Here is a 15,505-nt window from a genome sequence, read left to right on the forward strand (position 1 = left end):
ATATTGCGCCTCCGTTATCATTCCGGATGAGCGTAAAGCCAACAATCGTCGCGTCCGCCATGCGTAGCGCGCCCCAAGCCGTACCCGTTTTACAATCCCATCCGTCCCGGCACGGATGAGACCCGCCCACGAGGCGTTGGTCAGACCCGAATTCGATCCACAGCAATATCTTAAAGGAGCCGCTTCATCATGACAAAACCAGCTTACCAACGTGTCCTTCTGAAACTGTCTGGCGAAGCACTGATGGGCGACGATCAGTTCGGCATCAACCGCGCCACCATCGAACGCATGGTGGCCGACGTGGCCGAAGTGGCCAAGCTGGGTGTGCAGATCGCGGTCGTCATTGGCGGTGGCAATATCTTCCGCGGCGTCGCCCCCGGCGCCCAGGGCATGGACCGCGCGACCGCCGACTACATGGGCATGCTGGCCACCGTCATGAATGCGCTGGCACTGGCGGACGCGATGCGTCACGTCGGCATCACCGCCCGCGTCATGTCGGCCATCGCCATCGAGCAGGTCGTCGAGCCCTACGTGCGTCCGAAAGCGCTGCAATACCTCGAAGAAGGCAAAGTCGTCGTGTTTGCCGCCGGTACCGGCAACCCGTTCTTCACGACCGATACGGCTGCTGCCCTGCGCGGCGCCGAAATCTCGGCCGAGATCGTCCTGAAAGCCACCAAGGTCGACGGCGTCTACAGCGCCGATCCTAACAAGGATCCAACCGCGACCCGCTACGAGAGCATCACGTTCGACGAAGCGATCTCGAAGCACCTGCAAGTGATGGACGCCACCGCGTTCGCACTGTGCCGCGACCAGAAACTGCCGATCAAGGTGTTTTCCATCGTCAAGCCCGGCGCGCTCACGCGCGTGATCATGGGTGAAGACGAAGGTACACTGGTCCACGTCTAAATTAACTGAACAACAGGAGAGCAGCATGTCCTTAGCTGACGTCAAGAAAAACGCACAAGACCGCATGGTCAAGTCCATCGAAACCCTGCGCGCCGATCTGGCCAAGGTCCGTACCGGCCGCGCCCACACCGGCATTCTGGATCACGTCACGGTCGACTACTACGGTTCGCCAACGGCGCTGCCGATGGTCGCCAACCTGACCCTGGTCGATGCCCGCACGATCGGCGTCCAGCCATTCGAAAAGAAGATGCTGGCAGCCATCGAAAAGGCCATCCGCGATGCCGACCTCGGCCTGAACCCGTCGTCGCAGGGCGAAATGATCCGCGTGCCGACCCCGCCGCTGACCGAAGAGCGCCGCAAGGAAATGGTCAAGCTGACCAAGTCCGAAGGTGAAGACGCGAAAATTGCCGTGCGCAATATCCGTCGCGACGCCAACGAAGCGCTGAAGAAAATGGTCAAGGACAAGACCGCCTCGGAAGACGACGAGCGCCGTTCGTCGGACGAAATCCAGAAGCTGACCGACAAGGCCGTGGCCGACATCGACAAGCTGCTGGGCGAGAAAGAAAAAGAAATCCTGACGGTGTAAGCAGGTATTTCATCGGCAAGCCCTCGGGCTTTCCTGCGGACCGGCCCCGGCAACTTGCCGCGGCCGGTCCGCGTGCCTTATGATTGGCCAATTGCGCAATGCCAGGTGCAATTCTGTAGCGCAGTTCTCTGGCGACGTTTTATGGCGCAGTTGTATGGCGCAGTTTTATGGAATCATGATGTTCAAAAGCTCGACCACCGCCGTCCCCGTCACGTCCGCCGTGCCACGTCATATCGCCATCATCATGGACGGTAATGGCCGCTGGGCAACCAAACGCTTGCTGCCGCGCGTGGCTGGTCACGTCAAGGGCGTCGAAGCCGTGCGTGGCGTGGTGGAAGCCTGCGTCGAGCGTGGGGTCGAGTACCTGACGCTGTTCGCGTTCTCGTCCGAGAACTGGCGGCGGCCGGCCGACGAAGTCTCGCTGCTGATGCGCCTGTTCGTGACGGCGCTCGAGCGTGAAGTCGCCAAGATGCACGCCAATAATATCCGCCTGAAAGTGGTGGGTGACCTGAGCCGCTTCGACGCCAAGCTGCAGGACATGATCGCCAATGCCGAGCGCCGCACGGCGGGCAACACGCGCCTGACGGTCACCGTGTGCGCGAACTATGGCGGCCGCTGGGATATCATGCAGGCAACCGGCAAGATGGTGAAAGCCAACCCCGGCGTCACCGAGTTCAGTGAAGAGATGCTGGCGCCGCACCTGGCGATGGCGTATGCGCCTGAGCCCGACCTGTTCATCCGCACCGGCGGCGAAGAACGCATTTCGAATTTCCTGTTGTGGCAGCTGGCATATGCCGAGCTGCACTTTACCGACACCTTCTGGCCTGACTTCACGCCGAAGGCGCTGGACGAGGCGATTGGCTCCTACCAGGAGCGCGAACGGCGCTTTGGCCAGACCGGCGCCCAAGTAGCGAAGAAGACCAACTAAATGCTCAAGACCCGGATTCTCACCGCACTCGTCCTGCTGGCAGTCCTGCTGCCGGTTCTGTACTCCAACAATTACACGGCGTTTGCGGTGGTGGCCTGCGTCTTTTTCGGCGCCGCGATCTGGGAATGTTTTCGCCTGTTCAATCCCGGCGCCCGTAGCGCGCTCCTGATCGCCGGCGCCTGGACGCTGGCCTTTGCCTACGCGTTTTTCGTGCGTGAGCAGGGCAATCCAACCTTCTGGTTCGGTATCGGTGTCCTGTTGTGGGCGCTGCGCTTCGCGCCCACGCTCAAGTTCGGCCTGCCGCCGCTGTCGAGCACGCCCAACACCTTGCTGAGCCTGCTCTATGCGATCTCGCTGGTGGCCTGCTTCGTGGCCATCGTGTACCTGTTCAATTACTCGGCCGTGCTGCTGCTGTCGGTGCTGGCGATCGTCTGGGCCGCCGACATCTTTGCCTATGTATGCGGCAAGACCTTCGGCAAGCGCAAGCTGGCGCCGAGTATTTCGCCCGGTAAATCGTGGGAGGGCGCCATCGGTGGCGGACTCGTTACGCTGGTGCTGGCTGCATGCACCGTGCTGTTTGGTGGCGAAGCCTTCGCCGGCACGTTCGCCGTGCGCGTCCAGGCGGGCCTGGGCTGGCTCGGCCTGTTCGCCGTGATTGCCCTCATCGTGGTTGCCAGCGTCGTTGGCGACCTGTTCGAATCCCAGCTCAAACGCCGCGCCGGCGCCAAGGACAGCAGCAATCTGCTGCCGGGCCACGGCGGCGTGCTGGATCGGATCGACGCACTCGTGCCGGTCCTGCCACTGGCGGCGCTGATCGCCACCTGGCTCTAGAAGGAAGTTCACATGCAACGCATTACCATTCTGGGCGCCACCGGCTCGATCGGCGCCTCGACCCTCGACGTGCTGGCGCGCCATCCGGAGCAATACCAGGTCTACGCGCTGAGCGCCCACACCCGCGTGGAAGAGCTGGCCGCCGCCTGCCGCAGCTGCCGTCCCGCACGTGCCGTGGTCGGTAGCGCCGACGCGGCCGCGCGCCTGGCGGCGCTGATTGCCGACCTGCCCACCAGTGTGGAATACGGCGAGCAGGCGCTGTGCGATATCGCGTCAAGCGCCGATACCGACACCGTGATGGCTGCCATCGTCGGCGCCGCCGGCCTGGCCCCCACGCTGGCTGCGGCCCGCGCCGGCAAGAAGGTCCTGCTGGCGAACAAGGAAGCGCTGGTCATGTCCGGCCAGCTGTTCATGGACGCCGTGCGCGAGCACAACGCCACGCTGCTGCCGATCGACAGCGAACACAATGCCATCTTCCAGTCGCTGCCTGCGGCCTTTGGCCGCGTGCCGGCAGCGGCCGGCGTGGCCAAGATTTTACTCACCGCATCGGGCGGCCCGTTCCTGAACCGCGCCGTCGAAACGCTTGGCGACGTGACCCCGGACGAAGCCTGCAAGCACCCGAACTGGGTCATGGGCCGCAAGATTTCGGTAGATTCTGCGACCATGATGAACAAGGGTCTCGAAGTGATCGAAGCCCACTGGCTGTTCGGCGCGCCGGCCGACCAGATCGAAGTCGTGATCCACCCGCAAAGCGTGATCCATTCGATGGTGTCGTACGTCGACGGCTCGGTGCTGGCACAACTGGGTAACCCCGACATGCGGACGCCGATCGCGCACGCGCTGGCGTACCCGGACCGGATCGCATCCGGCGTCGCCCAGCTCGACCTGACGCAGATGGCAGCGCTGCAGTTCTTCCCGCCTGATTTTGCGCGTTTCCCGTGCTTGGCTTTGGCGTTCGACGCGCTGCGCGCGGGCGGCACCGCCCCGGCGCTGCTCAACGCCGCCAATGAAGTGGCGGTGGAGGCGTTCCTCGAACGCCGCATCGGTTTCCGCGACATTGACCGCGTCATCCGCCATGCACTCGACGCCGTCGAACACGGCCCGGCGCCGTCGATCGAGGCCGTGCTGGCCCAGGATGCGCGTGCCCGCGAGGCCGCAGCGCATGCGGTCGCCAGCCTGCACTGATTGACGGATACCGCCCAATGACCCTGCTTTACACCGTGCTGGCGTTCGCGCTGGCGCTCGGCCCCCTGATCGTGATCCACGAGCTGGGTCACTACCTGGTGGCGCGTGCCTGCGGCGTCAAGGTGCTGCGTTTTTCGATCGGCATGGGCCGCGTCGTCTGGTCGCGCCGCTTCGGCCGCGACCAGACCGAGTGGGCAGTGTCGCTGCTGCCGCTGGGCGGCTATGTCAAGTTCCTGGACAGCCGCGATCCCGACGCCGGCCCGATCGACAAGAGTGAGCTGGCCCGCGAATTCACGCGCCAGAATGTCTGGAAGCGCATCGCCATCGTCGCCGCCGGGCCGCTGTCGAACTTCGCGCTGGCGATCGCCCTGATGGCGGCACTCTTCATGCATGGCGTGGACGAGCCGTCGGCGCGCCTGCGCGCCGTGGCCGAATCGACCGACGCCTACCGCGCCGGCGTGCGCGGCGGCGAGACCGTGGTTGCCGTCAATGGCAGCGCCGTGCGCTCGTGGTCCGAGCTGCGCTGGCAGATCATGCACGCGGCGGTCGACAAGACCGATGCGCGCCTGGATCTGCGCAGCACCGGTGGCGGCACCTACGCCGTGGTGCTGCCCGCGTCCGTCATCGGCAAGCTCGATGTCGACAGCGACGTGATGGCCACGCTCGGCCTGGACCTGTGGCGCCCGCAGCCGCGCATCGACAAGGTCATCGCCGATGGGGCCGGGCAGCGCGCCGGCCTGCAGGCCGGCGACCTCGTGCTGCGCCTGAACGGCGCGCCGGTGGTGGATGGCATCGCCTTCATCGAGGCAGTGCGCGCCGCGCCTGGCCGCGCGCTGCAGGTCGAGGTGCAGCGCGCCGGCACCCCGCTCACGTTGTCGCTCACGCCCGAGGCGGATGCCAGCGGCCGCGGCGTGATCAAGGCCATGGTGGCGCAGGCGCCCGAGATGGTGACTGTGTCGTCAGGTCCATTTGACGCCATCGCGCGCGGTGCCGAGCGCACCTGGGAAACGTCCACGATGACGCTGAAAATGATCGGCAAGATGATTACCGGCGAAGCGTCATTGAAAAATGTGACCGGTCCGATCACGATCGCCGATTACGCCGGACAGACCGCCCGCATTGGGCTCGTCAGCTATTTACAGTTTATTGCCTTTATTAGTATCAGCTTAGGCGTCATGAATTTGTTACCAATTCCCGTTCTGGATGGTGGCCATTTACTGTATTATTCGCTGGAAGTTTTGACCGGGCGTCCTGTTTCTGTGCGCGTCGTCGAGTTCGCACAGCGCGCCGGGGTCGGCCTGCTGTTCATGCTGATGGCGCTCGCCGTCTTCAACGACCTGGGACGCTTACTCTAGCCGCCCGCGGTTCGCTCCCCGGGAGCCCAGTCAAATCACCAAGCAATCGTTGTCCAAATGAGTGACCCTTTGATCCAGCCAATGAAATCACAACCAGATCGTTTCGCCTTGCCGTTCATTCGCCGCAGCCTGATTGGCTCCGCCGTCGTGGCGCTGTGCGCCACGCTGTACGCAAATAATGCCATGGCCGTCAACCCGTTCGTCGTCAAGGACATCCGGGTCGAGGGCATCCAGCGTACCGAGGCAGGCACCGTGTTCAGCTACCTGCCGGTGCGCGTGGGCGAGACCTTCGACGACGTCAAGGCCTCGAGCGCGATCAAGGCGTTGTACGCAACCGGCTTCTTCAAGGACATCCGCCTCGAAGAAGAAAACGGCGTGCTGGTCGTGCTGGTCGAAGAGCGTCCGGCGATTTCGTCGGTCGACTTCACGGGCACCAAGGAATTCGAAAAAGACATGCTGGTCAAGGCGCTGTCCGAAATCGGCGTGGCCCAGACCAAGATCTTCGACAAGGCGTCGGTCGACCGCGCCGAGCAGGAACTCAAGCGCCAGTACCTGTCGCATGGCCTGTACGGCGTCAAGATCACCACCACCGTGACCCCGATCGAACGCAACCGCGTCACGATCATGTTCAACGTGGACGAAGGCGATGTCGCCAAGATCAAGGGCATCAACATCATCGGCAACAAGGCGTTCAGCGACAAAGAGCTGCGCCAGCTGCTCGAACTGCGCCCGTCGGGCTGGTTCACCTGGTACTCCAAGGCCGACCAGTATTCCAAGCAGAAGCTCACCGGCGACCTGGAAAAGATCAAGTCGTGGTATCTGAATCACGGCTACCTCGAAGCCAACGTCGAATCGACGCAAGTGTCGATTACGCCGGATAAACGCGACATCTACCTGACGCTCAACATCACCGAAGGCGAGCAGTACACCGTCTCGAGCGTCAAGCTCGAAGGCGAGATGTTCGGCCGCGAAGAAGAGCTCAAGCAGCTGATCCTGCTCCAGCCGGGCAAGACCTACGTGGGCGACCTGCAAGAGGGCACCAACAAGCTGATCTCCGATCGCCTGGGCACCTTTGGCTACGCATTTGCCAACGTCACGGCCAACCCGGAACTGAACCGCGAAAAGCGCGAAGTGGCCTTCACGTTCTTCGTCGATCCGGGCAAGCGCGCCTATGTGCGCCACATGAACATCTCCGGCAACACGGTGACCCGCGATGAAGTCATCCGCCGCGAATTCCGCCAGTTCGAGAGCTCGTGGTACGACGCCAACCGCGTCAAGCTCTCGCGCGACCGCGTCGACCGCCTCGGCTACTTCAAGGACGTCAAGGTTGAAACGCCCGAGTCGCCAGGCACGTCCGACCAGGTCGACGTGAACATCGCGGTCGAAGAAAAACCGACCGGTAACTTCATGATCGGCGGCGCTTTCTCGCAGTCCGAGAAGTTCACGTTCACCGCGTCGATCTCGCAGGCCAACTTCGCCGGCAGCGGCAACACGGTCGGCATTGAACTCAATACCAGCAAGTACAACCGGACGATCGCGTTCTCGCAGACCAATCCGTATTTCACCGATGACGGCGTCTCGCGCGCGTTCTCGCTGTACCTGCGTACGTCGCGCCCACCGGCGCTGAACATCGGTTCGTACACGGTGCGTCAGACCGGCGGCAACATGACGTTCGGCGTGCCGTTCTCCGAGTCCGATACCGTCTACTTCGGCGCGGGCCTGGAACGCACCGAACTGGAAACCGACGAATCGTCGCCAAGCATCTACCAGACGTTCGTGCGCCAGAACGGTGGCCCGGCCAGCGGTGTCGGTTCAGCCACCACCAACGCGATTCCATTGACGGTGGCGTGGGGCCGCGACACGCGCGACAGCGCCGTGACCCCGAGCCGCGGCCGCTTCCAGCGCGCCAACTTCGAAGTCGATGCGATCGGCGACGCCAAGTACTACCGCCTCGTGTACGAACACCAGTGGTGGAAGCCAGTCACGCGCTGGATGACGCTGGCCCTGCGCGGCGAGTTCGATTACGGCAAGGGCATCGGCGGCAGCGCCTACCCGGTCTTCAAGAACTTCTATGCCGGCGGCATCGGTTCGGTGCGCGGCTACGAGAGCTCGTCGCTGGGCGTGGTCGACCAGCGCTACTACGATGCGATCGGCGGCTCGAAACGTATCATCGTCAACGCCGAACTGCAGTTCCCGTTCCCGGGCAGCGGCACCGACCGCAGCCTCCGCTGGTTCACCTTCGCCGACGGCGGCCAGGTGTTCCAAGAGGATGCGAAGATCCGCTTCGGCGAGTTCCGCTACTCGGCTGGTATCGGTCTGTCCTGGATTTCCCCGGTCGGTCCGCTCAAGTTGAGTTATGCTAAGCCGCTGAATTCGCTGCCGGGTGACCGCCTGGAGCGCTTCCAGTTCCAGATGGGTACCGGTTTCTGACCGGCCCACTGCGTCCTGAAGAACGATTGCGAGAGACTTTATGTTGAAAAATCTGATTGCCTCGCTGCCTGACGGCTTCAAGCCCACCGTGGCGCCAGCCTTGCTGCTGGCCGCGGTGTGCGCGTCGCCGCTGGCACAGGCGCAGGCGCAGGTGGCGACGGGCCGCATCGGCTTCGTCTACACCGAGCGCCTGATGACCGACTCCAAGATGGCCAAGGCGGCGGACGCCAAGCTGGCGGCCGAATTCTCCAAGCGTCAGAAGGCCGTCGAAGAGATGGTTGGCAAGTTCAAGGGCGCGTCCGAGAAGTTCGATGCCGAAGGCAGCAGCCTGGCCGAGCTGGAACGCACGCGCCGTGCGCGCGAGCTGTTCAACATGCAGAAAGATGTTGAGCGCATGCAGCGCGAGTTCCAGGAAGACCTGCAGCAGCGCAAGAACGAAGAACGCGCCGCGATCGCCCAGAAGGCCTACAAGCTGGTCGAACAATACGCCGAAGCCGAAAAGCTCGATGCGGTGCTGGTAGAGGCGGCATGGGTGAATCCGCGCGTGGACATCACCGACAAGATCCTCAAGCTGCTCGACAAGTAACACCTGTCGGCAGTGTTTTCCTGCTTTACCGATTTTGACTCACACTGAAAGACCGAGATGGGCATTCGACTAGGCGATTTGGTCGAGCGCTTCGGCGGACAGCTGGTGGGCGACCCGAACCTCGAGGTTACGGCGATTGCTCCCCTGGACACGGCCGGCGCTTCGCACATCAGCTTCCTTTCCAACAGCAAGCTGCGCGCACTGGCGGCGCAAAGCGGGGCCGCGGCCCTGATCCTGTCGCCGCTGGACGACCCGACGGTGGCCGCGACCTATGAAGGCGCGCGCATCGTCACCACCAACCCCTACGCATACTTTGCCCGCGCGGCGCAGTATTTCGCTTCGCTGACCGACCATGTGCCGCCCGCGGGCGTGCACCCGAGCGCCGTCGTTGCCGAAACCGCCGTGATCGACCCGAGCGCCCATATCGGGCCGCACGTGACGATCGACGACGGCGCCGTGATCGAGGCGCAGGCCGTCATCGACGCCGGCTGCTACGTCGGGCGCAATGCCGTCATCGGCGAAGGCACGCACCTGTTCGCGAACGTCACGTTCCACGCCGGCTGCCGGATCGGCAAGCGGGGCATCCTGCATTCGGGCGCCGTGATCGGCACCGACGGCTTCGGCTTTGCCAACGAAGGCGGCGTGTATATCAAGATTCCGCAGACCGGCCGCGTGCTGATCGGCGATGACGTCGACATCGGCGCCAACACGACGATCGACCGCGGCGCACTCGAAGACACGATCATCGAAGATGGCGTCAAGCTCGACAACCAGATCCAGATCGGCCACAACACCCGCATCGGCGCGCACACTGCGATGGCCGGCTGCGTCGGCGTGGCCGGCAGCGCCAAGATCGGCAGCCGCTGCACGTTCGGCGGCGCCGCCATGGTGCTGGGCCACCTCGAGATCGCCGATAACGTGCATATCTCATCGGGCAGCATGGTCTCGCGCTCGGTGCTCGAACCGGGCCAGTACACGGGCTTTTACCCACTGGCCAAGAACGCCGAATGGGAACGCAGCGCAGCGATCGTGCGCAACCTGGGCTCGATGCGCGAAAAACTGCGCGCGCTCGAGAAAACCATCAAAACCCTCACAGAACAACAACAATGACTACGCCAGAACTCACCACCCTCGACATCAACCAGATCAAGGAATACCTGCCGCACCGCTATCCGCTGCTGCTGGTCGACCGCGTGCTGGACGTCGAACTGGGCAAGCGCATCGTCGCGATCAAGAATGTCACCATCAACGAAGAATTCTTCAACGGCCACTTCCCGCACAAGCCGGTGATGCCGGGCGTCCTGATGATCGAAGCGATGGCGCAGACCGCCGCGATCCTGTCGTTCATGACCATGGGCGTCAAGCCCGATGAAAACTCGGTCGTGTACTTCGTCGGCATCGACAATGCGCGCTTCAAGCGGCCAGTGGAGCCGGGCGACCAGCTGCGCATGGAAGTGGAAATCGTGCGCGTTTCGCGCGGCATCTGGAAGTACAAGGCCGTGGCCACGGTCGACGGCAAGGTCGCTGTCGAAGGCGATTTGATGTGCACGATCCGGGGCGCTGCCGAAGCGCCGATGAAAGGCGCCGAGGCGGCACCGGCTGCGTCCACGCCCGAGTAAGGAGACGTGATGAGCAAGATTCATCCAACCGCGATCGTCGATCCGCAGGCGCAGCTCGACAGCTCGGTCGAGGTCGGGGCCTACTCGATCGTCGGCCCGAACGTGCGCATCGATGCCGGTACCGTCATCGGGCCGCATGTCGTCATCGATGGTCACACGACGATCGGCAAGGACAACAAGTTCTTCCAGTTCTGCTCCATTGGCGCCGCGCCACAGGACAAGAAGTGGCAGGGCGAGCCGACCCGGCTGGAAGTGGGCGACCGCAATACGGTGCGTGAATTTGTCAGCTTCAACCTGGGCACGGTGCAGGATGAAGGCGTCACGCGCCTGGGCAACGACAACTGGATCTCGGCCTACGTCCACCTGGCGCATGACTGCCAGGTGGGCAGCAACACGATCTTCTCGAACAATGCGCAGCTCGCGGGCCACGTGCACGTGGGCGACTGGGCGATCCTGTCCGGCTTCGTCGGCGTGCACCAGTTCTGCAAGATCGGCGCCCACGCGTTCATCGGCATGTACACGAGCCTGACGCAGGACGTGCCGCCGTACGTGCTGGTGTCGGGCAATCCGGCCGGTGCGCGCGGCGTCAACCTCGAAGGCCTCAAGCGCCGCGGCTTCACGCGCGAGCAGCTCGACGGCATCCGCAGCGCCTACAAGCTGCTGTACCGGAATGGCCTGACGCTCGAAGAATCGAAAGCGGCGCTGCAGGCCGAAGAAGAACGCCTGCCAGCGGCGGCAAACGACATTCGCCTGCTGCGCGATTTCCTCGGCACCGCGAGCCGTGGCATCGTTCGCTGACGGCGTGCCGTCCGCCGCGGCCCGCGATGTGTCGCTGGCCCTGGTGGCCGGCGAAGCGTCCGGCGACATGCTGGCGGCGCGTCTGCTGGCCGGCCTGCGGCCGCACCTGCCTGACGCGCGTTTCCACGGCATCGGTGGGCCGCGCATGATCGAGCAGGGCATGGTCAGCGACGTCCCGATGGACCTGTTGACTGTGCGCGGCCTGTTCGAAGTCATTCCCCGCTACCGCGAACTCAAGGGCATCCAGAGCCGCCTGCGCGATCGGCTGATCGCCGAGCGGCCGGCTGCCTTCATCGGCGCCGACTACCCTGGCTTCAACCTGGGCCTGGAAGAGCAGTTGCGCGCGGCGGGCATCCCGACGGTGCACTTCATCGGGCCGCAGATCTGGGCCTGGCGCGGTGGCCGCATCAAGAAGATCCAGCGCGCCGTCTCGCACATGCTCGTCATCTTCCCGTTCGAAGAAGCGATCTACCGCGCTGCCGGCGTGCCGGTGACGTATATCGGACACCCACTGGCCGAGACGATTCCGCTCGAGCCTGACGTGGCCGGTGCGCGCCGCGCGCTTGGTTTGCCGGTCGATGCGCGCGTGGTCACCGTCATGCCGGGCAGCCGGATGGGCGAACTGAAATACCTGGCCGAGCCATTCGTGCGCGCCGTGCAGCTGCTGGCGGCGCGCGATCCCGGGCTGCGCTTCGTTGTGCCGATGGTTGGCGAGCGCCAGCGCGCGTACTTCGACCAGATCGTCACCGCAGCCGGCCTGCAGGGCGTGGAACTGATCGTGACTGCCGAAGGCTCGCACATGGCGATTGCCGCCGCCGACGCCGTGCTCGTCGCCTCGGGCACGGCGACGCTGGAAGTGGCGCTCTTCAAGAAGCCGATGGTCATCGCCTACAAGGTCATGCGCGCCTCGTGGGAAATCATGCGGCATATGGGTTACCAGCCGTGGATCGGCCTGCCGAACATATTGGCGCGCGAATTCGTCGTGCCGGAATTGCTGCAGCATGCGGCCACGCCTCAAGCAATGGCCGACGCCGTCTGGCACCAGCTGGAAGACACCGCGGGGCGCGAGCGCCTGGCGCAGCGCTTCCTCGACATGCACCACAGCTTGCTGCGCAACAGCGCCGAAGAGAGCGCGCAGGCGGTGCTGCAGATTATCGGGCGCACGGCGCCCTGAACACGTAGATGACAAAAACCAGAATCAATCTGTATCCCGGCCTGCCCACCAGGGGCCGGCCGTTCACCGCACTGGACATCGTGTGCGGCGTCGATGAAGCGGGCCGCGGCCCGCTGGCGGGGCCCGTGTTTGCAGCCGCCGTCATCCTCGATCCGCGCCGCCCGATCGACGGCCTGCGCGATTCGAAAAAGCTGACCGCCGCGCGGCGCGACGAACTCGCGCCGCTGATCCGCGCCCAGGCGCTGGCCTGGGCGGTGGCGGAATGCTCGTGCGAAGAAATCGACAGCATCAACATCCTGCAGGCGACGATGCTGGCGATGCGCCGCGCCGTGGAGGCGCTGCAGCACGCGCCGACGATCGCGCTCATCGACGGCAACCGCTGTCCCGAGCTGACGGTGCGCGCTCATGCGATCGTCAAGGGCGACGACAAGGTCAATGCGATTTCGGCCGCGTCGATCCTGGCCAAGACCGCGCGCGACGCGGCGCTGGTGCGGCTGCACGAACAATATCCGCAATACGGCTTCGACCAGCACAAGGGCTACGGTACCGCGCTGCACCTGGAACGCCTGGGCGCGCACGGGCCGTCGCCCGCGCACCGCCGCTCGTTCGCACCGGTGCGCGGGATGCTGCAGACCGACCTGTTCGGCGGTCTGGTTGACAACGCGGTGAGCGCATGAAGACCATTACCTCGCGCGACAACGCGTTCTACAAAGAGATCAAGGCGCTCGCCACCAGCTCGCAGGCGCGCCGCAAGGCCGGCCACAGCCTGTTAGACGGCGTGCACCTGTGCCAGACCTGGCTCGACCTGCGGGGCGCACCGCGCCACTGCGTGGTGTCCGAGGGCGCACTGGGCAATCCCGAAGTGCAGGCCATCGTCGCGCGCTGCGGCGCCGTGAACGCGCCGGTGACGGCGCTGCCCGATGCGCTGTTCAACGCGGTCAGCCAGGTCGAGCATGGCGTGCACCTGCTGTTCGTGATCGACACGCCGCAGCCGGCAACGGCGCCGGCGCTGGTGATGGCCAGCGTGCTGCTCGATGGCGTGCAGGACCCGGGCAACGTCGGCTCGATCCTGCGCAGCGCTGCCGCTGCCGGCATCAGGCAAGTGTACTGCAGTCCCGGCACCGCATTCTGCTGGTCGCCGAAAGTGCTGCGCGCGGCGATGGGTGCGCACTTCGTGCTCGAGATTTTCGAGCACGTCGAACTGGCGGACCTGGTGCGCACGGCGCAGGTGCCGGTGCTGGCCACCAGCGGCTATGCGGCCGAGGGCCTGTATACGCTGGACCTGCGGCTACCTGTGGCGTGGGTGCTGGGACACGAAGGGCAGGGCGTATCGACCGAGGTGCTGGAGCTGGCCACGCACCGTGTCGCGGTGCCGCATCTTGGCCAGGTCGAATCGCTCAACGTCGCCGCCTGCGCCGCCGTGTGCTTCTTTGAAGGCCTGCGCCAGCAACAGGCATAGACGGCGCCTGCGCCATCCAGTAGGCTAGCGGCTTGTAACGTGGAGTAACGATGGACATCGCGCATTTGCATTTTCTGGTGGCGCAAGCCGACCTTTCCGAGCGCCGGGCGCTGGTCGCCTTGCTGGGACAACTCGGCGCCGGCCAGGTCACCGACGTCGCCGACGGCGCGGCTGCGCTGCAGGCGCTGGAAGCGGGGACTACGCCGCTCGTCAACGTCGCACTGATCGACCTGGACTTGCCCGGCATGGACGGCTTGACGCTGCTGCGGCGCCTGGGCGAGATCAAGTGCGCCGCGCGCCTGATCGTGACCGGCGCGCAGCCGGCCGGCCTGCTGTTCTCCGTCGAAACGCTGGCCGAAGCCTTCGGCATCGAGCTGCTCGGCGCCATCGCCCGGCCGGTCACCGCCGTGGCGCTCAAGCCGGTGCTGGAGAACTACACGCCGCTGCCGCGCTTCACGCAGGCGCCAGCCGAGCCGCGCTTCACGTTCCAGCAAGTGGGCATCGGCCTGCAAAAGCGTCAGTTCGAGCCGTACTTCCAGCCGAAGATCGAGCTGGCGACGGGGCAGGTCAAAGGCCTCGAGGTGTTCGCACGCTGGAACCATCCTGAGCACGGCGTGCTGGGGCCAGCCTCGTTCGTCGATGCGCTGGCCGAGAGTGGGCGCATCGACTTCCTCGACTGGAGCATGATCGAGTTGTCGGTGGAGCGCCGGCGCTGGCTGCAGGACCAGGACATCGCCATCCCGATCTCGCTGAACATCGCCTCCGAGACGCTCGCTCACCCCGCATTCGTGCGCCAGATGTCGGCGTGCCTGGAGCGCCATGGGGTCGCTGCTACCGACGTGACATTCGAGATCTCGGAATCGTCGGTGCTGAACACGGACCCCGACTTCATCGAGCGCCTGGTCCGGCTGCGGATGATGGGTTTTGGGCTGGCCATCGACGACTACGGCACCGGTCGCTCAAACCTGCAGCTGCTGGCCCGTATCCCGTTCACCGAACTGAAGATCGACCGCAGCTTCGTCGACGGCGCCTCACGCCGCTTGCCGCTGAGCACGCTCCTGCGCTCCTGCCTGAGCCTGGCCCACAGCCTGGACCGCAAATCGGTCGCCGTCGGCGTCGAAACCCGCCGCGACTGGGACTTCCTGCAAGCCCTAGGCTGCACCTACGCCCAGGGCTACCACATCGCCAATCCCATGCCCTCCGCCGCCTTCCCCGCCTGGCTAAGCGACTGGCGCCAATACTTCTAGCCCCACCCAATAGCCCAACAATTAGGGTCAGAGTAGAATTGTTGGGCAATTTCCTTTTTAATGAGCTCTAACAATTAGGGTCAGAGTAGAATTATTGAGCAATTTATCTTTGAATGAGCAGTCTCATCCTATCAAGGGTGTTTAATTCGAGAAAGTTGTCAAACAATTCGACTCTGACCCTCATTGTTTATTGCCAGTCCGCTTCGGTCTAATTGTCGGCCCGACTGTTAATGTTGGTCTTCAACAGCAGCTCGGCCGATCGGCGTCGGGTGACACCGCCGATTTATGGCGCAAGTCCTTCTATTCTCAATCCTGAGCTCCAATCAATTAATCGGCAATTAGGGTCAGAGTCGAATTGTTGGGCAATTTCCCACTAAAAAAGCGACCTCATCTGATTGAGG

At 64.1% G+C, this 15,505-nt stretch carries 15 protein-coding genes; all 15 read left to right on the top strand.

Features of this window, described 5'->3' with window-relative positions:
* Window positions 1-189 precede the first annotated feature (189 nt).
* The 15 genes from IFU00_08480 to IFU00_08550 all read left to right on the top strand — a co-directional run bounded on the left by IFU00_08480 (window position 190) and on the right by IFU00_08550 (window position 15,104).
* Window positions 190-906 carry a UMP kinase gene (locus IFU00_08480; GenBank protein ID MBD8542314.1) on the top strand — a complete coding sequence of 239 codons (717 nt, stop codon included), beginning with the start codon at window positions 190-192 and terminating at the stop codon, window positions 904-906.
* A 25-nt stretch (window positions 907-931) separates the two neighbouring features.
* On the top strand, window positions 932-1,492 hold the full coding sequence (frr, locus tag IFU00_08485; protein ID MBD8542315.1) for a ribosome recycling factor: 561 nt from the start codon (window positions 932-934) through the stop codon (window positions 1,490-1,492).
* Between the two features lie 175 nt (window positions 1,493-1,667).
* Complete coding sequence (uppS, locus tag IFU00_08490) at window positions 1,668-2,420, top strand: di-trans,poly-cis-decaprenylcistransferase (protein MBD8542316.1); 753 nt, start codon at window positions 1,668-1,670, stop codon at window positions 2,418-2,420.
* A complete protein-coding gene (locus IFU00_08495; protein MBD8542317.1) occupies window positions 2,421-3,251 on the top strand; it encodes a phosphatidate cytidylyltransferase in 831 nt (276 codons plus the stop codon).
* Window positions 3,252-3,263: 12 nt separating this feature from the next.
* Complete coding sequence (locus IFU00_08500) at window positions 3,264-4,436, top strand: 1-deoxy-D-xylulose-5-phosphate reductoisomerase (GenBank protein ID MBD8542318.1); 1,173 nt, start codon at window positions 3,264-3,266, stop codon at window positions 4,434-4,436.
* 17 nt (window positions 4,437-4,453) lie between these two features.
* A complete protein-coding gene (gene rseP / locus IFU00_08505) occupies window positions 4,454-5,791 on the top strand; it encodes an RIP metalloprotease RseP (protein MBD8542319.1) in 1,338 nt (445 codons plus the stop codon).
* An 81-nt stretch (window positions 5,792-5,872) separates the two neighbouring features.
* Window positions 5,873-8,221 (top strand): outer membrane protein assembly factor BamA, encoded by a 2,349-nt coding sequence (gene bamA, locus IFU00_08510; GenBank protein ID MBD8542320.1) that lies wholly within the window; start codon window positions 5,873-5,875, stop codon window positions 8,219-8,221.
* A 40-nt stretch (window positions 8,222-8,261) separates the two neighbouring features.
* Window positions 8,262-8,807 (top strand): OmpH family outer membrane protein, encoded by a 546-nt coding sequence (locus IFU00_08515; protein ID MBD8542321.1) that lies wholly within the window; start codon window positions 8,262-8,264, stop codon window positions 8,805-8,807.
* Between the two features lie 57 nt (window positions 8,808-8,864).
* Window positions 8,865-9,917 (top strand): UDP-3-O-(3-hydroxymyristoyl)glucosamine N-acyltransferase, encoded by a 1,053-nt coding sequence (lpxD, locus tag IFU00_08520; protein MBD8542322.1) that lies wholly within the window; start codon window positions 8,865-8,867, stop codon window positions 9,915-9,917.
* Window positions 9,914-10,426 carry a 3-hydroxyacyl-ACP dehydratase FabZ gene (fabZ, locus tag IFU00_08525; GenBank protein MBD8542323.1) on the top strand — a complete coding sequence of 171 codons (513 nt, stop codon included), beginning with the start codon at window positions 9,914-9,916 and terminating at the stop codon, window positions 10,424-10,426. The genes lpxD and fabZ overlap by 4 nt, the downstream gene beginning before the upstream one ends.
* Window positions 10,427-10,435: 9 nt before the next feature.
* Window positions 10,436-11,224: an acyl-ACP--UDP-N-acetylglucosamine O-acyltransferase gene (gene lpxA / locus IFU00_08530; GenBank protein ID MBD8542324.1), complete on the top strand. Its 789-nt coding sequence runs from the start codon at window positions 10,436-10,438 to the stop codon at window positions 11,222-11,224.
* A 40-nt stretch (window positions 11,225-11,264) separates the two neighbouring features.
* Window positions 11,265-12,398, top strand: coding sequence for a lipid-A-disaccharide synthase (lpxB, locus tag IFU00_08535; GenBank protein ID MBD8542325.1), 1,134 nt, complete (start codon window positions 11,265-11,267; stop codon window positions 12,396-12,398).
* 8 nt (window positions 12,399-12,406) lie between these two features.
* On the top strand, window positions 12,407-13,075 hold the full coding sequence (rnhB, locus tag IFU00_08540) for a ribonuclease HII (GenBank protein ID MBD8542326.1): 669 nt from the start codon (window positions 12,407-12,409) through the stop codon (window positions 13,073-13,075).
* On the top strand, window positions 13,072-13,857 hold the full coding sequence (locus IFU00_08545; protein MBD8542327.1) for an RNA methyltransferase: 786 nt from the start codon (window positions 13,072-13,074) through the stop codon (window positions 13,855-13,857). Before rnhB ends, IFU00_08545 begins: the two co-directional genes overlap by 4 nt.
* Before the next feature lie 50 nt (window positions 13,858-13,907).
* Complete coding sequence (locus tag IFU00_08550; protein MBD8542328.1) at window positions 13,908-15,104, top strand: EAL domain-containing response regulator; 1,197 nt, start codon at window positions 13,908-13,910, stop codon at window positions 15,102-15,104.
* The last annotated feature ends 401 nt before the right edge of the window (window positions 15,105-15,505 follow it).

The sequence above is a fragment of the Oxalobacteraceae sp. CFBP 8761 genome (assembly GCA_014841595.1).
GTDB lineage: Bacteria > Pseudomonadota > Gammaproteobacteria > Burkholderiales > Burkholderiaceae_D > Telluria.